This window comes from Geomonas sp., from assembly GCF_056994735.1.
Genome location: NZ_JBXKJL010000358.1, coordinates 1 through 19,232 on the forward strand (window position 1 = coordinate 1; position 19,232 = coordinate 19,232).

Genomic DNA, 19,232 nt, shown 5'->3' on the forward strand with positions numbered 1-19,232 from the left:
CCTCCCACGACGAAGAAGACACGGGCAATGACATGGTCCCAGGGAAGTAAGCCGAGCCTTCCCAGCATCACCTCCCAGTCATGGTAATCCTCCACCTCACTTCCGGTAACCCCTCCTAAAAGCGGGAGCTGCCCTGCCCGAGCGTCATCGGCATACGGGGCCACGTCGGCCATGCTCTCCCCGAACCACCACACCCCGACGGCTGCGCCGAACATGTCCCGGCGGCGGAGAAAGGATATTGCCACCGCGGCGGGAACAATCAGTTGCATGAGGGTACCGCCTGCCACATGGAGGAAACGGCCGAATGGCGAAAAGAGGAGGTGCCCCGCCTCGTGGAAGGGGAGATTCACCAGATGGAGAAAGGTTTCGCCGACATAGTTCGAGGCGATGGGATGGGAGAGGAGGCGAAAGGTGTAGAAAGCCAGGAGGACCAGGAAGGCACACCGTGCCCATGCAGTGACCGGGGTAGCAGCCTCCCCTACTGCGGGCGATGGGGCAGAAGCTTTCGGCCTATTCAGCGGGATCTTGGCGAAAATGACCCCGCACTTGTGACAGGTCTCCTCACCTTCCTGCCGCACCGCGGCACATTTGGGACAATCCGGCAAAGATTGTTTCTGGTTCGACACTGTCATCTTTTACCACTCACTGAGGCATTGTTTATCATTAGCCAGCGGCAACAGGAGGCCCACTCTTCAACTGGAGCGTGAGCTTCTTCTCTCCCCGCGGCGCTGTCGTGTTCGCGCTATCGGTGACGACCTCGCCCCGTGGATGGCTAAGATCCCAGCACCTATCCTTTTATAAAGAACGTCCCCGGCCCAGTCAAGCCACCTTTACCGAAAGAAGAATGCCCAATCCCTTCATGCCGAAAGTTGTCAACTTCCCCCTCCATTTGCCGATAGCATAAACTGGCTTTTCCCGGTTTTCGCGTGATCTCACCGGCGTGTGAAACAGGTGGAGCAATCAATCAGCGGCACCAGGTAGTTTGGAAGGAAACGAGACCATGGAGAGTACGGCCACCTCCGATAATGCAGATTTCATCGCCAGCAAGCAGTTTGAACTGATTTATCGCAACGCGTATGCCTCGCAGATATCCAGCATCCTTATCGGTGCCATGTTTGCCGGAATCCTCTCCAGGTGGACCAACAGGGGCGAAATATGGATCTGGCTCGCCTTCCTGGTCACCATAGCCATCGCAAGATTGACTCTCGTTGGGATCTACCGAAGACGTCCCCTGCCCGCTCATGACAATAAAAAATGGCTCAGGTATCATTTTGTCGCCGTTACGATATCCGGCATAGTATGGACCTGCGGAACGGTCATCTTCTTCCAGCAGGATAACCCTATAGCGGGGTTCTTTATCGCCATAGTCGTTGCCGGCGTTGTGTCCGGCGCCCTTCCCAGTCTTTCCTCCCATTATCCGTCTTTCTGCGTCTTCGCCGTGCCCACCCTCTTCTTCTTCGCAGTCCGGACTCTTCTGGCTGGCAGGGCCGAGTACTATGTCCTCAGCGCCCTGACGATCCTGTTTGCCGGGGTAATTCTCTCGAGCGCGAGGTATTTCAACCGCGTCCTCATTGACACCCTCCTTCTCAACAGGGAGAATGAGTCGCTGGTAGAGCATCTTAGGCAAGAGCGGAACCTGGCCAAGGCCGCCGACCGTGCCAAGAGCATGTTCTTGGCCAACATGAGCCACGAGATACGCACCCCCATGAACGGGATCATCGGCATGACGGAACTTTGCCTGGCAACGGATCTCAACGGAGAACAGAAGAGCTACCTCAACGTGGTAAATAGCTCGGCGCAAAATCTCCTCTCCATCATCAACAATATCCTCGATTTCTCCAAGATCGAGGCGGGCAAGGTCGAACTGGCCAATGCCCCTTTCCTCTTGCGCACCAGCCTCGGCCAAACGCTGCAGGCGATTTCCGTACGCGGAGTGGAAAAGGGAGTGGACGTACTATTCCATCCGGCTCCGGATATCCCGGATGCGCTGATAGGGGATCTTGGACGGCTGAGGCAGGTCCTGACCAACCTCGTTGGAAACGCCATCAAGTTCACCTCCGGCGGGGAAGTGGTGGTCAAAGTCAGCATGGCCGAAGAAGCAGACGATGGCTGTGTCTTGTCTTTCAACGTCGAGGACAACGGTATCGGCATCCCGCCAGATAAACTGGGCGTCATATTCGACCCCTTCGAGCAGGGTGACATCTCGACCACGAAGGTGTTTGGCGGAACCGGTCTGGGTCTTTCGATATCGAAGAGTTTAGTCGAATCTCTGGGTGGACAGATCGTGGTGGAGAGCGAGGTGGGAAAAGGAAGCACCTTCACCTTCACGGCCCGCTTTGCCGTTGAACACGGGCCGCAGCAGGTCGGTCCCGACCCGATCTTGGAAGGTCGAAGGGTGCTGGCAGTCGACAGCGTGGCCATTAACCGTGACGTATTGACCGACTTCCTAGGGAAATGCGGGGTAACGGCCTCCACGGCTGCCAACGCGGCGACCGCAAGGATGGTGCTTGATCAATCCCTTCGGCAGAGAGCTCTTTTCGATTTCGTGCTGATAGACGTGCAGATGCCGGAAGGTTGGCAACTGTTGGAAGGGATACGCCGCGAAAAGGTCTATGACTCCGTGAAGTGCATAGTGATGACGAGTGCAGGGCAGCGTGGAGATTGCCGCAGGCGGGACGTGCGGCCGGAAGGGCATCTCACCAAACCTGTTATTGACAGTGAACTGCGCGACCTCCTCTGCCGGCTCGTTTCATCCGGAAGCCCCGCCGGACATCCCGAAGAGGCGCCGGCCATTCACCACATGGTTCCCGGAAGCAGGAAGAGCCTCTCCATCCTGGTCGCGGAAGACGTCGCCTTCAACCAGGTGCTTATCCAGACCATGCTGGAGCGCGACGGACATGCCGTAACCATCGTCGAAAACGGAGAGGAGGCAGTCCGCATGTGGCCAGACAATGCCGGGAGATATGACCTCATCTTCATGGATGTTCAGATGCCGGTCATGGACGGCCTTAACGCCACCCGCCGCATCCGTGAGTTGGAAAGCTCCCTGGGAGGGCATGTCCCTATCGTGGCCATGACGGCCTATGCGATGCAGGAAGACCGGGAAAGGTGCCGCGAAGCAGGGATGGACGACTACGTCAGCAAACCTTTCAACAGGGAAGACATTGCTTCCGTCCTGAACCGGGTTGTCGGGCCTAAGCCTTTAGCATGAGGGAATTACAATACTGTTTATGGGGGGATAAGATGCCACCATAGCTTGACCTTTAACGCCAACTGTTATAACTTGGCGCGTCTGCAACGTACGGCTGTTCGGCAGTTTGGAGTGGTATGTCCCGCATCATCACGGCTGATAAAACTGAAGACGATCTCCTCGAGGCTTCGCTGCGCCCTCGCGCGCTGGCGGACTACGTCGGACAGGAGAAGGCGAAGGGGAACCTCGGACTCTTCATCGATGCCGCGCGCGGCAGGGGCGAGGCGCTGGACCACGTGCTTCTCTACGGTCCCCCGGGCCTCGGGAAGACGACGCTCGCCAACATCATCGCCTGCGAGATGGGGGTCAATATCAAGTCGACTTCGGGGCCGGTCATCGAGCGCCCCGGCGATCTGGCGGCCATCCTCACGAACCTCGAACCGCACGACGTGCTCTTCATCGACGAGATCCACCGGCTGTCGCATGTGGTGGAGGAGATCCTCTACCCGGCGATGGAGGACTTCCAGCTCGACATCATTATCGGCCAGGGCCCGAGTGCCCGCACCATCAAGCTCGACCTGCCGAAGTTCACCCTGGTCGGCGCCACCACCCGCGCCGGACTCCTCTCCTCCCCGCTCAGGGACCGCTTCGGCGTCATCTCCCGCCTGGAGTTCTACACCCACGAGGAGCTGGCCTTCATCATCACCCGCTCGGCCCGCATCTTCGGCATGGCCATTGATCCGGACGGCGCAACGGAACTGGCCCGCCGCAGCCGCGGGACACCGAGGATCGCCAACCGCCTGCTGCGCCGCGTGCGCGACTTCGCCCAGGTACGGGCGGGAGGCGTGATCACGCACGAGGTGGCGGACCAGGCGCTGGAGCTGCTGGAGATCGACGAGATGGGCTTCGACACCATGGACCGCGCGATCCTCTTGACCATCATCGACAAGTTCGGCGGGGGACCGGTGGGACTCGACACCATCGCGGCGGCCATCAGCGAGGAGAGCGACACTATCGAGGACGTCTACGAGCCGTTCCTTATCCAGAACGGGTTCCTGAACCGCACGCCCAGGGGGCGCGTCGCCACTGCCGCGGCCTACAGCCACTTCGGCAGGATCGCGCCCGAGCCTCCGCAGGGAAGACTTTTTTAAATGCAACTGATCTTCGATTTCCCCGTCATCCCCCGCTTCAGCTTTGAAAACTTCGTGGTCTGCGGCGGCAACAGCACGGCGTACCGTTTCGCCCAAAAGCTGGCAACCGATGGCGCCGAGAACCTGCTTTACATCTACGGGCCGGAAGGCTCAGGCAAGACCCACCTCCTGACAGCCCTGTCCAGCACCCTAGAAGGCAAATACTTTTCCTTCCGCGACTCGGACAAGCTCTACGCAGGCGACGATCCAAGCGAAGGGAGCTCCAGGCTGGCGACGTTCTTCGAGGGCTCGAAGGCTCTCATCCTGGACGACCTGCATCTCCTTCCGGACAACCAGGAAGTGAGGGTGGAGCTGTGGGAGCTGTTCAACGCCTACTACACCACCGGAAGAAAGATCGCCATCTCTGGGCTGAATCCTCCCAAGGAGCTGCCGCACCTGGACGGGCATCTTACCAGCCGGCTGCTCTGGGGGCTGGTGGCGCGGATGGACGTTTCCGATGACGAGTCGAGAAGGATGATTCTGAGGAAGCTTGCCGAGGACCGGCAGATGGCGCTGCCGGAAGATGTGATCGACCAGATGCTGTTGACGGTGCGGCGCGACATCCCGTCGCTGGTGTGGGCGCTGGAATCGATAAACCGCCTCTCCATCGCCACCAAGAGAAAGATCGGCTTGCGTCTGGCGAAGGAAGCGCTGGGAAAGGGTTGTTAACCGCCTTTTGTTTTTCCGTTAGCCCTTAGCCCGCCTTTTTCACTTCCAACTCTTCCCACCGTTCATATCCTGCGGCGAGTTCCGCTTCGAGGCGGCCGTAATTGGCGGTGATGCCGGCGATGCCGCCGTCGACCGTCGCATAGCATGAGGGATCGGCCAGTTGGGCCTGCACCTCGGCAAACTTCTGCTCCAGCACGGCAATCGACTCTTCCAACCGCTCCAGCTCCAGCCTTTCGCTGTAGGTCAGCCCCTTCTTCGGCTTCTCGGCCCTGTTGGCCTGAGCCTCGCGCTTTTCCACCTTTGCCGGGGAGGCCGCGGCACGGGCGGCTTCTTTGCGTTCGCGGTAGTTGGTATAGTTCCCCTCGTGGAAGACGACCTCGCCCTCCCCTTCGAAGGCCAGGACACCTGTCGCGACCTTGTCCAGGAAGAACCGGTCATGGGTGACCATGACGACGCAACCGGGAAAGGCGGCGATGGAGGCATCGAGGAGTTGCAGGGTCGGGATGTCGAGGTCGTTGGTCGGCTCGTCCAGAACCAGCAGGTTCGCGTCCTGCAGCATCAGCCTGGCCAGGATCAGCCGGCTCTTTTCGCCGCCGGAAAGGCTGCCGATCGGGCGCCTCCGGTCTTCGGGGGAGAAGAGGAAGTCTTCCATGTAGCCGATCTTGTGCCGCTTCTCGCCCCGGCAGGTGACATAGTCCCCTTCCCCGAAGAATTCGTAAATCGTCTGCTCCGGGTCGATCACCTCGCGCAGCTGGTCGAAATAGGAGATCCTGGTCTTCTTGCCGACCACGACCCGGCCGGAATCCGGCTCCTCCTCTCCCATTATCATCCGGATCAGGGTGGTCTTGCCGCAACCGTTCGGGCCGATCACGCCGACCCGGTCGCCGCGCTTCATGCCGAAGGTGGCGGACCTGATCAGCTTCTTATCGCCATATCCCTTGCTCACCTTGTCGAGCTCGAGGATGGTGCCGCCAAATCCTTCCTCGGTGGAGAAGCCGATCTTCAGCTCCCTCCTCGCAGGACCCGAGACCTTCTCCTCCAGCTCATAGAAACGGTCGATCCGCGCCTTCTGCTTCGTGCCGCGGGCCTGCGGTCCGCGCCGCATCCAGTCCGTCTCGGTCCGGAGCAGGTTCAGCAGCTTGGACCGAGTCGATGCCTCGTTCATGAGCTTCTCTTCCCGCTGCTCAAGATACAGGGAATAGCCCCCTTGATAGGAGGTGATACCGGCCCGTTCCAGCTCCAGCATCCTGGTGACGACCTGGTCCAGGAAGTAGCGGTCGTGAGTGATCAGCATGACCGCGCCGGGATAGGCCTTCAGGTGCTCCTGCAGCCACTGGGTTGTGTCCGCATCGAGGTGGTTGGTCGGCTCGTCGAGAAGGAGGAGTTCAGGGGCCTGCAGCAGAAGCTTCGCCAGGGCTACACGACGCTTGGTTCCGCCGGAAAGGACGCCGATGCGCTGATCGCGGTCGGGGAGCTGGAGGTGGGTCATCATCTCGGATACGCGGTGGTCGGTGTTCCAGCCGCCGTGGTGCTCGATCCACACGGAGAGCTCGCCCTGGCGCGCCAGGAGCCGGTCCATGTCGGGAGGGTTATTGGCCATCCGCTCGGAGAGCTCATTGAAGGTGGCCATGGCACTGCGGATTTCCTTCAGGCCACCCTCGATCTCCGCGGCCACGGTGGACTCTTCATCGAGGATCGGCTCCTGGCTGAGATACCCAACCGTTGCGCCCCGTTTCATGGCGATAGATCCGCCTTCATGATCCTCGAGCCCCGCCAGGATGGTCAACAGCGTCGATTTTCCCGCACCGTTGGCTCCGATCAGGCCTACCCTCTCGTCCTCGCCGACGGCGAAAGTGACACTGTCGAGAAGTTCCCTCGACCCAAAGCTTTTGCAGAGTCCCGTTACGTCAACTACGTTCATTGAAGCTCCAATCGATTGATGACCCATCCCCACCCCAACCCTCGCCCTGAAGGGGCCAGGGGGTGCCGTGCATGGAAGTGGGTGACGGTTGTGGAAATGGGTGGCTGCCACAGGGTGCATGGCTGTCCGTTTTAGCGGAGGAAGAAGTCGCTCAGCTTGTCCAGTATTGAAGAAGGGCGATACTCCTTCGGGATGGCGTAGGTCCCGGTCCTTTGTACCGGCACAGCCAGGTGGCCTACAGGGGTCTCAAGATCGAGTCCGGCCGCAAGCTGGTAGGGAACGGCATCCAGGTTCGGCTTGCGCTTGAGTATCTCCAGCAGGTCGGCGTATGGAATCCGGATCGGGATACGGACGTAGGTTTCGGACTTGGAAGGGAATTGTATCTCTTCCCGCGCGCCGCCCTTGGCCAGCGGGAGCGCCATCACCTTCAGGTCGTAGCTGTATCCCTTCAGCTTGATGTCATAGGAGTTCGGGTTGGTCACACCAAGGTGCAGTTCCATCCCGGCCCCTCCGGTATCAAGGGATACGATCTTCAGATCCTTCACCGCCACCACCGGCTCCTTCACGAAGGCGGTGCAGGCGGTTAACGACAGTAGCAACAATAGGAAGATTGTGTGGCTGAGTTTTCTCAACAGGTTTCTCCTTAAAGCAAATCCCCCCTGTCCCCCCTTTGTCAAGGGGGGGACGTGAGGGCGAAGGCTTCGGGAACTCCTAACTTCGGGACAGGCCGCGGAGGAACAGGCGTTCTGCGAACAAAAAAAGGGCGGATCCCCTAGGGAACCCGCCCACTATAGCACAACAGGTCATTAAAGTTCAAAAGGACTTCAACTGTTTGCCGCGACGTCCATCGCCGCACCCTTTTCGAGCTCGCGCAGGATCTCAGCCCTCATGCGCTTACGGACCTTGTCGTAAGCTGCCGCAGCCGGCCCTGTGCCGCAGTACAGCCGCTTGGCCCGCGCCATGTTCCCCTTGGCCATCCTGACCTTCTCATGGAGCTCCCGTACGGCGGCCTCGGCGCACTTCTCGTCGTCCCTCATCTCGGATGGGCGATAACCATGGCTGATGGCCCTCTCGGGCATCAACTGCCATACCCCCATCGCCCCCTTGCGGGAGACGGCCCGGGAGGAGAGCTTGTGTCCGCCGGTCTCGGCCAGTGCTATCTCGGCCAGATCGAGCGGCGTGAACTTGGTCCCCTCCGTTTTCTGATAGCAAACCTCTGCCAGCCACTTCGCCCGCTCAGGAGTCGTCCTCCGCACGAACGCGGCGTAAATAGCTGGTACCATTTTCCTTCTTCCCTCCACTTTGGCGTCCTTGGGGGCCTCGACAGCCGCCACAGGAGGCGAAGCAGGTTCATCCTGCTTCTCGCCTAAGTCTCCCCACGCTGTCAGCACGCGATCGGTTTCCGATATTCCTGCATTCACGGGAACCTGCGCCTGCTGCAGGTGGGACTGGTCGCATGAAGTGTTCAAAAGGAGCACTGCGACCAGCAAAATCGCAGGTCTTTTCATAGATTACAGTTTTTGATGGCTCATGCCGGCTTTAGGTAGAGTGCTAAATGTCGGTGAAGCCCGCGCCAATCATCTCCTTTCATTAAGATGCGGCTGGCTAGGCGCCAACCGAGGGTGAAAGTGTAACCAAATCCGACAAGATTGCAAGCAGTAAATTAAAACTTGTAAACTTTTACGACAAAAAAAAGAGGGCCGGTCTGCGGCCCTCTCATGGGAACCCTTATTTTACGGCAGTTTACAACTTGACACCCATTACATCGGCGACCGTATGAATGTCCTTGTCTCCCCTCCCGGAGAGACAAACCACGATGCTCTTGTCGGGGGGAAGGGTCGGTGCCAGCCGCAAGGCATGGGCCACGGCATGGGAAGACTCCAGTGCCGGGATGATCCCCTCTTCCCTTGTCAGTTCCTGGAAAGCCGCCATGGCCTCATCGTCGGTAACGGATACGTAGCTCGCGCGGCCGGACTCCTTGAGGTAGGCATGCTCGGGGCCGACGCCCGGATAGTCGAGCCCGGCCGAGATGGAATGGGCATGGGCAATCTGGCCGAACTGGTCCTGCAACAGGTAGGTCTTGTTACCGTGGAGGACGCCGACGGTCCCGGCACAAAGGGGAGCGGCATGCTTTCCGGAAGGGATGCCGTATCCCGCGGCCTCGACGCCGATCATCGCGACAGAAGCGTCGTCCCTGAAGGCGTGGAAGAGGCCGATGGCGTTGCTTCCGCCGCCGACGGCGGCGACCAGGTAATCGGGGAGACGCCCCTCGGCCTCCAGGTGCTGGGCCCTCGCCTCGTCCCCGATGATGGCCTGGAAGTCGCGGACCATGACGGGGTAAGGGTGCGGACCGGCGACGGTGCCGATGATGTAGAAGGTGTTTTCCACGTAGGTGACCCAGTGGCGAAGGGCTTCGTTCATGGCGTCTTTGAGCGTCGCCGTTCCGGATTTGACCGACGTCACCTTGGCGCCGAGGAGCTTCATCCTGAAGACGTTAAGCGACTGGCGGTGGATGTCCTCCTCGCCCATGAAGACCTCGCACTCCATCCCGAAGAGAGCAGCTACGGTGGCGCTGGCCACGCCGTGCTGTCCGGCTCCCGTCTCAGCGATGACACGTTTCTTGCCCATGCGCTTGGCGAGGAGCCCCTGGCCGATAGTGTTGTTGATCTTGTGGGCGCCGGTGTGGTTGAGGTCTTCGCGCTTGAGGTAGATCTTGGCGCCGCCCATCTTGCGGGTCAGCTTCTCGGCGAAGTAGAGAGGATTCGGCCGACCTACATACTGTCGCATGTAGTAGGCGAACTCTTCCTGGAATTCCTTGTCATTGCGGTAATGATTGTACGCCTCCTCGAGCTCGAGAAGCGCGGGCATCAGGGTCTCTGAAACGTATCTTCCGCCGAAACGGCCGAAATGTCCTCTATCGTCAGGCTGGTTCAAGATCTCCTCCGATCCTTGATTAGGAGGGCCATAATAGCGTGTTTGTCGTAAAATTGCAAGCTTACAGACAGGAGGCCCTCTGGCGCCGGCGGCTGGGTGCGTATCTGGTCTTTCTCTTTGCCTTATTGGCAGCTTTAGGATAAAAATATCGCCAGCTATTTCAGGCAGAGCGAACAGGGCAATAACAGCAAAAACAAAAGGCGTATAACAGGGATGGACAGGATTGACAGGATGAGGTCAATATAAAGGCTTGAGGCTTGAGGCTTGAGGCTTGAGGCTAAAGGCTAAAGGTCTAAAGGCTAAAGGCATTAAGAATCGTGAAGCTTGTTTCGGTTTTCCATCCTGTTCATCCTGTATATCCCTGTCAACTGCCTTTGAGGTTTAACCATGTCTTTGCAGAAACCATTTCACATAGTCCTCGTTGAACCGGAGATCCCACCGAACACCGGAAACATCGCCAGGCTGTGCGGCGCCACGGGTACCACCCTCCACCTGGTCGGCAAGCTCGGCTTCTCTACCGACGACCGCTACCTTAAACGTGCCGGCCTCGACTACTGGAGCGAAGTGGACATTCACTACTGGCCGGACCTCGAGACCCTGCAGCGGTCATACCCTGACGGGCGCTTCATCTACACCAGCAAGAAGGCGCCGAAAAGCTACCTGGAAATGAGCTTCCTGCCCGGAGACTTCATCGTCTTCGGCAAGGAGACCAAAGGCCTTCCGGAGGAACTGATCGAGGCGAACCTGGAGACGGCGGTGAGGATTCCGATCATCGGCAAGGTGCGGAGCCTGAACCTCTCGACTTCAGCCGGGATCGTCCTGTACGAGGCGCTGCGCCAGACCGGCGCGCTGGAAGGGGTCTAGAGGTGGCAAAACGATGACAACTCAGAAAGCGCTACTGATACAGGCCGTGATCCCCATGAACCTGGCCCTGATTCTCTACAGCTACGCAGTTTTCAGCGGCAGGAAGCGAGGGCTGCACCTGCGAGAGATGATCGTCTTCGGGGCCGGCCTCTACTTTGATTACCTCGGCACACACGGCATGTCGGCTTACGCCGCCATGTTCGGGAAGGCGCCGCAGTGGCATAACATCACCGGCCTCTCCTCGTTTTACGGCATGGCCTTTCACTTCACCCTCGCTCTTGCCGCCACCCTCCTCGGGCGTGCTGACGTGGTGAACCGCATCTTCCACCGGGTCAGCCTCACCATCTACGTCCTGTGGCTCTCCGCTTTCCTCTCAGGGGCGATAGCGGGCATGCTGCGGCTCTCCGGGCACGCGTAAGCCGGCGGCCCTCAAGTCCCAAAGCCGAGCCCTCAATTCCAACCCATCCCCCACCCCCCTCCCCTCTGAACTCCTCCTCCCTTGAGGGGAGGGGGCCTTTGGCATCGTGTGCAAGAACCTGAACCGGACACCGCTGCCCAAATCCCCATATTTCAAAGGGGGACTTCACCCCCCGAAACAACTTCAAAAAGAAAGGCCCCTTCAACACTCGCTGAAGGGGCCGACATCACCTCTAAATCATCCTGCAACAGCTCTTATTTCACCGTCAGCAGGACATCATCCTCGTACATGTTGTATCCGCCACCGCTGGTCCCGAGGAAGCCGAACATGATGGCTTGGCCGCGATAGGCGCTGAGATCCACGCTGACCTGCGACCAGCCCGTCGTTCCGTTGTACCGGGAGACAGCAGATCCTGCGCCGACCCAGGTGCTGCCGTTGGTGGTGACCTGCGCCTGGATCCGGTCATTGTTGGTGGGACGGCCGATGTCGTGATAGACCCAGAAGGAAAGTGTTGCGGCCTTCGCGTAGCTGGGAATGGTGTAGCGGACGTTGTTGAACATCCGGGTCTGATAGCCGCTGCCTATGTTGTACGAGCCGAACTGCGCCATCGTGCTCCCGGAATGAGGCGTTGCGGTCGGGTTGCTACCGGTGCCGGTTATGTACCACTTGGCAGCGGTTCCGGTGACGCTCGAGGCGTACCAGGTATCGGTAAAGCTGCTGCTGAAGAGCACATTGGACTGGATGGCGATGGATACCTGCACCGAGCGGGTCACGCCACCGCCGGTGGCGGTAACGGTGATGCTGCGGGTGCCTACGGGCGCACTCGATGAAACGGCCAGGGTAAGCGTGGAGCTTCCGGTTCCGGGCGCCGCTATCGAGGCCGGGGAGAAGGTGCCGGTAACCCCGGTGGGGAGTCCGGACACGGTGAAGCTGAGGGCGGAATTGAAACCGCTGGCGGCGGTGGTCGTAACCGTCAGGCTCCCGCCGCTTCCCTGTATCATCGGCTGCAGCGGGTTGGCCTTGATGGAGAAATCGGGGACCGTGACCGTGACGTTGAAGGTCTGGGGGTGACTCTTTCCGCCGCCAGTCGCGGTTACAGTCAACATGCTGGTCCCGGCGGTGACGGTGGGGCCCGCGGTGAGCGTGAGGGTGGCGGATCCGGATCCCGGCGCCGCGAAGCCGGCAGGTGTGAAGCTTGCCGTCATCCCCGAAGGAAGCCCGGAAAGGGCGAGCGAGACCGGGGAGTTGAAGCCTCCGGTCACGGAAACCTGTACCGGCACCGCGACGCTCTTCCCGGCCGCGACCGATACGGCAGAAATTGCCGCCACTGAAAAGTCGGGCTGGGTGGAGGCGGCGCCTCCCCAGTTGGTGAGGAGCGCATAGGCATCGACCGAGCCGAGTCCGGTGGCGAGGTCATAGCCGGTGGTCGAGGAATAGCCTGTCACCCCGGGGACGCTGTTGTTGCTTCCGGTGATATCGTGGAAGACCTTGGCGCCGCCCGCGCCGTACTGGTTACTCGCCAGTTGATACAGCTTGGGATTGGCGTTTCCCTGCCGCCCGCTTTTCTGGACCACCAGGGCCATCAGACCCGCAAAGGACGGGGCGGAGGCCGAGGTCCCGCCGACACTGCCGAGATATCCGCCGGTGTAGACCAGGTAGGAGTCGTGCCCTGCGGCAGAGAGGGATACGTCCGGGATGTCACGCTTGCCGTCCTGCGGGACGCCGGGAGCCGCCTGCCAGGTCGGCTTGGCGTAGACCTGGGAGACGCCGCCGCCGGTGGCCCAGAGGCCGGAGCCGCCGCTTACACTCCCGCTTTCATTCCAGGCCAGTTCCGGAATGTAGCCCATAGCCGAGGTGGAATCGGTGCTGCTGACCGAGTTCCAGTAGCTGCCGCCGGCCTCATTGAACTGGGTCCCCCCGACCGCGATGTTGTAAGGGGTGGAGGCAAGGCCGTTGACGGCCTTGACCGAACCGGAGGCAAGCGAAGGATCGCTGCAACCGGAAGCTCCGGAGTCGCCTGCGGAAACGAGGACCGTGATCCCCTGCGCCGCGGCCTGCGCCCAGAGGTTGTTGTAGAAGGCGTTCTCGGTGGCGCCCATGTCGGACTCGCAGCTGCCGAAGCTGAGGCTCATGACCGGGGCGATGTTGTTGCTGACGATGTACTGCGCGGAGAGGTCCACCCCGTCGGTGCTATAGGTCGATTTCGAGGTGACGAACTTGATGGTGGCATTTTTCGCCACAGCCCCGGCCCATTCCACGTCCAGGTCGGCTTCGGTGTCCTCACCCGGTCCGAGATCCCCCGGGTCCGCGCCGTTGACGATGACCTGCGGCGGGTTCGAGGGGAGTCCCATCTTCGACCGGAAGGTGGACCAGTTGCTGGTCGGAGGATGCGTCCGGCCTACGATGGCGATGCTCTGCCCGGTTCCGTCGACGCCGGAGGAGTAGAGGGGCTTGACGTTGTAGATGGTGGCAAAGTCGCCCGGGGCAAGATAGTGGGACGAGCCGTAGGTATAGTTCGGCACCGCCTGGTTCGAGGCGAAGGTCCTGGCGCCGTTGTTCTTCGGCTTGCGCGGGATGTTGTGGAGGGTGACGATGCCCGAGACCACGTCCGCAAGACCTCTCGGGATCGACGGATCGCTGGCATTGGCGTGGTAGATCCTGTCCCCGAGCTGCACCTTCCTGATCTGGGTCTTGAAGGTCTGCTCCACCTTCGAGACATTCCCGGAGAAGTTGATCCAGGTCCGGCTCTTCGAGATCTCGTCGACCCTGAAACCGTGGGAGGTGAGCCACCCTGTCACCGCGGTCACATCCTCGGGGGCCGGGCCGTACTTGGCGCCGAACTCCTCAGGGGTCAGCCAGTGGTGATAATTGGCGGAGGAGGGATCCTTCTGCTCCTTCAGGAATTTCTGCAGCGCCGACTGCTTCGAGGCCGGAATCTGCAGCGACATGATCATGTGTTCCATCGGCAAGGTGGTAGACGCGAGACCAACCTGCGCCAGGGCCCGTGACCGCGCCACCGGGTGGGTGTTCCCATGAAGCACCACGGTGTCATTGTCGTCGATGAAACGGTTCGTGCCGGCAAATGCCTGCGCTCCACAAAGGAGTAACATTGCACACACCAGCAGGGCCGAGGCAAATGGTGTTTTCCGCATCTTCTTTCTCCTTGCTGTACTTCTCTGTTGCGGATTGAGGGACGCCTAACTCTTCGGGAACTGGAAGAATCAGCTTGGCGGCAGGTTGAGGGGAGCGAGGAGGTTAACCTGGTAATGGAGGCTCTGCAGTGCAAGTCTCGGCCCAAGCTAACAAAAGGAGCAGGCGGGGAATTAGGAAGAGACGATGGGGGAGTTAGTTCAATCGGTGCACAGTTGCTGTACTTTTTTCTGACAGGGAATCTGTCACGACCAACAATTTGGCGGAAAGGAGGCGGCTCAGGCGGGGGCTGGTCCGGCGCCATTGAGAGAGCCGCCCTTGCTGCCTTTCCCCCCCTTGACCGGGGGAAGGGGGGATTTGGTTTGTTTGAGCTGGCAAAATCCCACTCGATCCCCCTTTTCCAAAGGGGGAAGGTCCTATGGTGTTGCAGTACCTTTGTTTTGGACATAGCTCCGTTTGACAAAGGGAGCCTGAGCAGCCGCCCCCCCTCGCCCCCTACATGGGAGGGGGGACTTGCAGGAGGCGAGGTTGCGGTCAAGGGCGCGCCGCAGGACTGGTGGGGCGTGACGTCAGGTCAAGGGTGCGCCGTAGCGGTTATGATTAACCTTGGCGTGCTGAAGCTGGTCGGCGGAGAGGGGGGGCCTCTTCTGGCCGGGATGGCCGAGGGCTATCATGCACTCGACCTTGAGATGCTCGGGGAGACCCAGCAGCTTCTGGATGAACTCCTCCGAGGTGGTGTCGGCGTTTTGCTGGCGGTTGCGAATCTGGATCCAGCAACTCCCAAGCCCCAGGGACTGGGCAGCCATCTGCAGCAGGATCGCCGCGATCGAACAGTCCTCGACCCAGACGTCACTCTTGGTGCTGTCGGCGCAGATCACGACACCGACAGCTGCGCCTTTGAGAAAGGCCGAGCCGTGCTGTTTGGCGGTGGAGAGTTGCCCCAGCAGTTCCCGATCATCGACCACGACGAATTCCCACGGGTTGATCCCGCGGGACGACGGCGCCCGTAGCAGGACTTCGACAAGCAGGTCTATCGTCTCTCTGTCAATGGGTGTATCGGTGTAGGCTCGGATGCTGCGACGCTTTCTTATGAGATCAATCAACTTTCTACCCTCCTCAAAAAGATGCACACATTCTAGGAGAAAATTTTCCCTGTGTCAGCATTTTCGGCGGCAGGGGTCTTTATTTCCAGAGCAAAGTCTGATACGGTAAGGCCTCGTTGCAGTTTACGTAAGATCCGAAGGAGAGAGAACCGTGTCAAAGACAGCCGTTGCAAAACTATGTACAGCCACCTGCCCGCCGGTTGACTTGAGCGGCGAGGAAGGCTGGATCGCTTTCGATGCCCCTTCGCTGGTCGGTGAATCCCTGCGCTTTGTCTCCGGTGATCCGGAAGGGAATCGCTTCCGCGCCCGCTATTTCCGGGACAGCGAGCAGCACCTACACGCCCGGATCTGGTTCGGACCCGAGACCGGCGGCCCTCCAGGCCACGCCCATGGCGGCGCGGTAGCCGCGGTGATGGACGAGGCTCTCGGACTCGCTGCCTGGGCAGCGGGTTACCCGATCGTGGTCGGCAACCTCAACGTCAGCTTCCGCAACATGCTCCCTCTGGAGAGGGTAGTCACGCTGGAGAGCCGGGTGGTCTCCGCGGAGGGGCGCAAGGTCATGGTCCATGGCCGTATCTTCTGCGGCGAGACGACCTACGCCGAGGCCGACTGCCTCTGCATCACCATCCCCGGAAGGTAATCCCTCCGCCTTCGCAGACGCATCTACACAACTCCCAGCCCTCCCTCCGTGGGGAGGAGTAGCCGAACGGGGGAAAGCCGTATAAACAAAGGCGGCCATTTGCTGGCCGCCTTTGCTGTTGTTATTGCGTGCCCCCTTCCAGGGTTCCCTGTTGTAAGGCTTCTCCCCTCCCCTTCACGGGTTCCTGATTTCCACCCGCCCACCGACCGACCAGTCGTTATGCCCGCCCTCGATGAGATGGAGCTTCGCCGATGGTTTGCTCTCCGCCAGCGCCTTGGCGTAGGCCATCGGTATGATGTTATCCTCACGGGCGGCAAAGATCTCCAGCGGTCCCCGATAATCTTTCAACGCTTTTATGTTGTTCCAGTTATCTCTCAGCACGAGCTTGGCAGGCAGGTAGGGGAAGTGGTGACCCGCTACCCGGGCAAGAGTATCGAAGGGGGTGATGAGCACGATTTTGTCCGGCGGAGGCGTGGTCCCAGCCAGCACCGAGGCCGGGCCGCTGCCGATCGACTCCCCCACCACGCATACCGGGATCTTCGGGAACCTCGATCTCAGCAGGAGATACGCCTCCTGGGCTGCGGCATTGAAGGCGGACTTCGAGGGGTGGCCCGGCCGGTCGCCGTAGCCGGGGTACTCCAGGATGTAGACGGAGTCGTGCTTTGAAAAGGAAGGGAGGGCGTAGGCCCGGTCGCTCGCCTGCCCCGCATTTCCATGGAGCATCAGCCACACGTTTCGGGGGGAAGGGACCTCACGGGCATAGCCGATCGGACGCCCCTCGTTCCGCCACTCGGTGAGACCGTTCGACTCGTGGTGATGCGTCGGGTAATACAGGAGCTTCCGCTGCAGCACCACGCATCCCAGGAGAATCGCCAGGAAAGCCAGCCCCAGCAAGATCGTAATACGTGTCATGGAAGTGAACTTCTCCTTGGCGGAATCAAGAGAAATGACGGGTCAGCCAGATCAGCAAAGCACAGTTCGCGGTTGCCGTGATCCAGAACAGCACCTGGAATGGCAGCTTCCTCGACTTGTGGTGCAACACTCTCTGGGCAAGGAAAGCTCCGGGCCAGCCACCGATGAGGCCGAGTAGATGGAGGGTACTCTCCCGGACTCTCCATCGCCCTCCCCGCGCGGCGGATTTGTCGAAGGCGTAGACGGAGAAGGCTGCCACACTGGCAACGACGTAGAAGGCACCGACAGCCCCAAGCCAATAACGTCCAGACGATGTCAAAGCGAATAATTGAGCCATATCCTCAGGTCATGAGCAGGGGCTGCGCGACTGGTCCTTGAGGTGGACGTACCAGTATGCCGAGGCTACGAAGATCACCCCGCCCAGGACGTTGCCGAGGATTACCGGCAGAAGATTGCCTGCGAAGAAGGTGGTCCAGGAGAGTCCGGGCACGGTGCGGCCAAATTCGGTGGAGAGGAGCAGCCCCGTCGGAATGAAGTACATGTTGGCGATGGAGTGCTCGAAGCCGCTGGCGACGAAGGCCATGATGGGGACGTAACAGGCGAGCATTTTGCCGGCGACGTCGCGGGCGGCCGTGGCCATGAAGACGGCGAGGCAGACCAGCCAGTTGCAGAGGATGCCGCGGACCAGCGCCACCATGAACGGGAGCTGGCATTTGGCCGTGGCGATCTTGATGGCGTGTTCGGCGAGGTTGCCATTCATCCACAGCCTCGACTCGAACATGAGGCCGGCGAAGAAAAGGGATCCGGCGAGGTTGCCGAGAATGACGATGGCCCAGTTCTCGAGTAGCTTCCCCCAGGGGATTTCCCCGTGGAGGGCGGAACTGGTCAGGAGACTGTTACCGGTGAAGAGCTCGGCGCCGCAGATAACCACCAGCATGAGTCCAAGGGAGAAGACGCTGCCTCCCAGCAGTGCCGCGATGCCCTTGCCGACAAAGGCCGCCGCATCCTGGGTCAGCACCGTTGTCAGCTGTGCGCCGAAAGCAATGTAGAAGCCGGCCAAAAGACTCAGCACAAGGGTGCGCAGGCGGGACTGTGTCAGCACCCGCTTGCCGTTGTCAACGACGGCCCTCACAGTTTCGGCAGGTGTCAGATAGCGCTTTTCCATCGGCTGGCTCCCCTGAAGTTATGCACAGGTGTCAGTCATTGTTCCTTCCGTCTTCCCATCTTTATACTCAGAACGATCTGGGCGCCTATATCGACCACGATCACACCGGTTACCAGCATAAGGAGCAAAGGCTTTACCTCGAAGAAAGCAAGGCAGTTGAAGAACATGTACAACGCGACGACCGCGGCAAGAAGGATCCGCACCCCGCGCGTGGCCGACTCAGTGGTGGCATCGTCGTTGCCCCCCAGCCGCACGAGGATCGGCGCGGCGTGATAGCCGATAGTGGCGTCTACGAAAATCAGGAAGATATTGAAAGTGAAGAGATAGCTGAGGTAGTTGTTCATGCCGTTCCTAACTTCGTCCGAGATCCAAGTCTTACGCGCATCACATGTCCCGTTCCCTGTAACGGGAGGTCATGAGACGAGGGTAATGCAGGTTATGTCATGTCCCTCCGCAAGTCAAAGGATTTTAGCGACTTTGCCCCCCCTGCTTTTCATATACCGCTTCTCCCTTCTCTAAGCCGATGCCTCTGGCATTTTCTTGGCTGGGGGTGACAAAAGTGGGACATACAGCCGACTCAAGATTAGTCACATCCAATCATCCAACCCAACCAAATTGTCACATAAACCACGGGAAAATTTTCCCTAAAGTTTCCCGGCAATTTATCGATAAATCCCTCAGAGCATTTTCCTCCTTCATTCCCTCGTGATGCTTCTCTTTCGTCTGCAATTCCCGGTTTTCTGCGCGGAGCAAATAGATCCTGCCTGGACCACTCCCCCGCTGCCGGCATCAACATATAGGCCACCTCATCACTAGGAGCTGAGAGCTATCATCAAAAGGACGCTTGTGTCTGCAGTGCCGATTGCTGATACATAGAAGAATTCCGCAGGTAAAAGGAGTCGAATGTGAAGATCTTACGAATTAGAGACTGGACGATTGGAACAAAAGTGATGGCAATATCGCTGGTATCACTTGTCATTATCACTGCTGCCAATTTCCTCTTCCTGGTACCAACGGTTGATAAGAAGCTGCTCGAGGAGAGAGAGGTAGGCTTGAGATCGGTAGTCGATCTTCCT

Annotated in this window: 17 protein-coding genes; 6 read left to right on the plus strand and 11 right to left on the minus strand. The window is 59.7% G+C overall.

Going from position 1 to position 19,232, the window contains the following annotated elements; all coding sequences use genetic code 11:
- A partial coding sequence (locus AC11W3_RS15455) for a hypothetical protein (RefSeq protein WP_484093306.1) occupies positions 1–632 on the minus strand: 632 nt, incomplete at its 3' end.
- 368 nt (positions 633–1,000) lie between these two features.
- Here AC11W3_RS15455 and AC11W3_RS15460 point away from each other — a divergent pair.
- The 3 genes from AC11W3_RS15460 (at position 1,001) to AC11W3_RS15470 (ending at position 5,049) form a co-directional block, all read left to right on the plus strand.
- Positions 1,001–3,211 (plus strand): response regulator, encoded by a 2,211-nt coding sequence (locus tag AC11W3_RS15460; RefSeq protein ID WP_484088453.1) that lies wholly within the window; start codon positions 1,001–1,003, stop codon positions 3,209–3,211.
- A 116-nt stretch (positions 3,212–3,327) separates the two neighbouring features.
- Positions 3,328–4,341 carry a Holliday junction branch migration DNA helicase RuvB gene (gene ruvB / locus AC11W3_RS15465; protein WP_484088454.1) on the plus strand — a complete coding sequence of 338 codons (1,014 nt, stop codon included), beginning with the start codon at positions 3,328–3,330 and terminating at the stop codon, positions 4,339–4,341.
- Positions 4,342–5,049, plus strand: coding sequence for a DnaA/Hda family protein (locus AC11W3_RS15470; protein ID WP_484093307.1), 708 nt, complete (start codon positions 4,342–4,344; stop codon positions 5,047–5,049).
- A 25-nt stretch (positions 5,050–5,074) separates the two neighbouring features.
- Here AC11W3_RS15470 and AC11W3_RS15475 read toward each other — a convergent pair whose 3' ends face one another.
- The 4 genes from AC11W3_RS15475 to trpB all read right to left on the minus strand — a co-directional run bounded on the left by AC11W3_RS15475 (position 5,075) and on the right by trpB (position 9,904).
- Positions 5,075–6,970: an ABC-F family ATP-binding cassette domain-containing protein gene (locus AC11W3_RS15475; RefSeq protein WP_484093308.1), complete on the minus strand. Its 1,896-nt coding sequence runs from the start codon at positions 6,968–6,970 to the stop codon at positions 5,075–5,077.
- Positions 6,971–7,101: 131 nt separating this feature from the next.
- Complete coding sequence (locus AC11W3_RS15480; RefSeq protein ID WP_484088457.1) at positions 7,102–7,602, minus strand: LEA/WHy family protein; 501 nt, start codon at positions 7,600–7,602, stop codon at positions 7,102–7,104.
- A gap of 192 nt (positions 7,603–7,794) precedes the next feature.
- Positions 7,795–8,253 carry a transglycosylase SLT domain-containing protein gene (locus AC11W3_RS15485; protein ID WP_484088458.1) on the minus strand — a complete coding sequence of 153 codons (459 nt, stop codon included), beginning with the start codon at positions 8,251–8,253 and terminating at the stop codon, positions 7,795–7,797.
- A 460-nt stretch (positions 8,254–8,713) separates the two neighbouring features.
- Positions 8,714–9,904 (minus strand): tryptophan synthase subunit beta, encoded by a 1,191-nt coding sequence (gene trpB / locus AC11W3_RS15490; RefSeq protein WP_484088459.1) that lies wholly within the window; start codon positions 9,902–9,904, stop codon positions 8,714–8,716.
- A 387-nt stretch (positions 9,905–10,291) separates the two neighbouring features.
- Here trpB and AC11W3_RS15495 point away from each other — a divergent pair, with 387 nt between their 5' ends.
- Positions 10,292–10,768, plus strand: a complete 477-nt coding sequence (locus AC11W3_RS15495) for a tRNA (cytidine(34)-2'-O)-methyltransferase (protein WP_484088460.1) — start codon at positions 10,292–10,294, stop codon at positions 10,766–10,768.
- A 13-nt stretch (positions 10,769–10,781) separates the two neighbouring features.
- Positions 10,782–11,186: an HsmA family protein gene (locus tag AC11W3_RS15500; RefSeq protein ID WP_484088461.1), complete on the plus strand. Its 405-nt coding sequence runs from the start codon at positions 10,782–10,784 to the stop codon at positions 11,184–11,186.
- Positions 11,187–11,440: 254 nt separating this feature from the next.
- On the opposite strand, the gene AC11W3_RS15505 is transcribed toward AC11W3_RS15500, so the two are convergent.
- Together AC11W3_RS15505 and AC11W3_RS15510 are read right to left on the minus strand one after the other, a co-directional pair.
- Positions 11,441–14,338, minus strand: a complete 2,898-nt coding sequence (locus AC11W3_RS15505; protein ID WP_484093309.1) for a protease pro-enzyme activation domain-containing protein — start codon at positions 14,336–14,338, stop codon at positions 11,441–11,443.
- Positions 14,339–14,905: 567 nt separating this feature from the next.
- Positions 14,906–15,439, minus strand: coding sequence for a nitroreductase family protein (locus AC11W3_RS15510; RefSeq protein WP_484088463.1), 534 nt, complete (start codon positions 15,437–15,439; stop codon positions 14,906–14,908).
- Between the two features lie 151 nt (positions 15,440–15,590).
- Between AC11W3_RS15510 and AC11W3_RS15515 the strand changes: the two genes are divergently transcribed.
- A complete protein-coding gene (locus AC11W3_RS15515; RefSeq protein WP_484088464.1) occupies positions 15,591–16,079 on the plus strand; it encodes a hotdog domain-containing protein in 489 nt (162 codons plus the stop codon).
- A 174-nt stretch (positions 16,080–16,253) separates the two neighbouring features.
- Here AC11W3_RS15515 and AC11W3_RS15520 read toward each other — a convergent pair whose 3' ends face one another.
- The 4 genes from AC11W3_RS15520 to AC11W3_RS15535 are packed head-to-tail and all read right to left on the minus strand — an operon-like array spanning position 16,254 to position 18,500.
- Positions 16,254–16,991 carry an alpha/beta hydrolase gene (locus tag AC11W3_RS15520; protein WP_484088465.1) on the minus strand — a complete coding sequence of 246 codons (738 nt, stop codon included), beginning with the start codon at positions 16,989–16,991 and terminating at the stop codon, positions 16,254–16,256.
- A gap of 25 nt (positions 16,992–17,016) precedes the next feature.
- Entirely contained in the window at positions 17,017–17,328 is a 312-nt protein-coding gene (locus AC11W3_RS15525; protein ID WP_484088466.1) for a DUF1294 domain-containing protein, read from the minus strand.
- A 9-nt stretch (positions 17,329–17,337) separates the two neighbouring features.
- On the minus strand, positions 17,338–18,156 hold the full coding sequence (locus AC11W3_RS15530) for a formate/nitrite transporter family protein (RefSeq protein ID WP_484088467.1): 819 nt from the start codon (positions 18,154–18,156) through the stop codon (positions 17,338–17,340).
- A 35-nt stretch (positions 18,157–18,191) separates the two neighbouring features.
- The gene (locus AC11W3_RS15535) at positions 18,192–18,500 is read right to left on the minus strand and encodes a hypothetical protein (protein ID WP_484088468.1); all 309 of its coding nucleotides are present in this window, start codon (positions 18,498–18,500) and stop codon (positions 18,192–18,194) included.
- Positions 18,501–19,232 lie beyond the last annotated feature (732 nt).

What these genes read in the sequence shown, in the direction of transcription:
- AC11W3_RS15460 (WP_484088453.1), top strand. Translation starts at nt 1,001, where the DNA reads ATGGAGAGTACGGCCACCTCCGATAATGCAGATTTCATCGCCAGCAAG.
- ruvB (WP_484088454.1), top strand. Translation starts at nt 3,328, where the DNA reads ATGTCCCGCATCATCACGGCTGATAAAACTGAAGACGATCTCCTCGAG.
- AC11W3_RS15470 (WP_484093307.1), top strand. Translation starts at nt 4,342, where the DNA reads ATGCAACTGATCTTCGATTTCCCCGTCATCCCCCGCTTCAGCTTTGAA.
- AC11W3_RS15475 (WP_484093308.1), bottom strand. Translation starts at nt 6,970, where the DNA reads ATGAACGTAGTTGACGTAACGGGACTCTGCAAAAGCTTTGGGTCGAGG.
- AC11W3_RS15485 (WP_484088458.1), bottom strand. Translation starts at nt 8,253, where the DNA reads ATGGTACCAGCTATTTACGCCGCGTTCGTGCGGAGGACGACTCCTGAG.
- AC11W3_RS15495 (WP_484088460.1), top strand. Translation starts at nt 10,292, where the DNA reads ATGTCTTTGCAGAAACCATTTCACATAGTCCTCGTTGAACCGGAGATC.
- AC11W3_RS15500 (WP_484088461.1), top strand. Translation starts at nt 10,782, where the DNA reads ATGACAACTCAGAAAGCGCTACTGATACAGGCCGTGATCCCCATGAAC.
- AC11W3_RS15505 (WP_484093309.1), bottom strand. Translation starts at nt 14,338, where the DNA reads ATGCGGAAAACACCATTTGCCTCGGCCCTGCTGGTGTGTGCAATGTTA.
- AC11W3_RS15520 (WP_484088465.1), bottom strand. Translation starts at nt 16,991, where the DNA reads ATGACACGTATTACGATCTTGCTGGGGCTGGCTTTCCTGGCGATTCTC.
- AC11W3_RS15525 (WP_484088466.1), bottom strand. Translation starts at nt 17,328, where the DNA reads ATGGCTCAATTATTCGCTTTGACATCGTCTGGACGTTATTGGCTTGGG.
- AC11W3_RS15530 (WP_484088467.1), bottom strand. Translation starts at nt 18,156, where the DNA reads ATGGAAAAGCGCTATCTGACACCTGCCGAAACTGTGAGGGCCGTCGTT.
- AC11W3_RS15535 (WP_484088468.1), bottom strand. Translation starts at nt 18,500, where the DNA reads ATGAACAACTACCTCAGCTATCTCTTCACTTTCAATATCTTCCTGATT.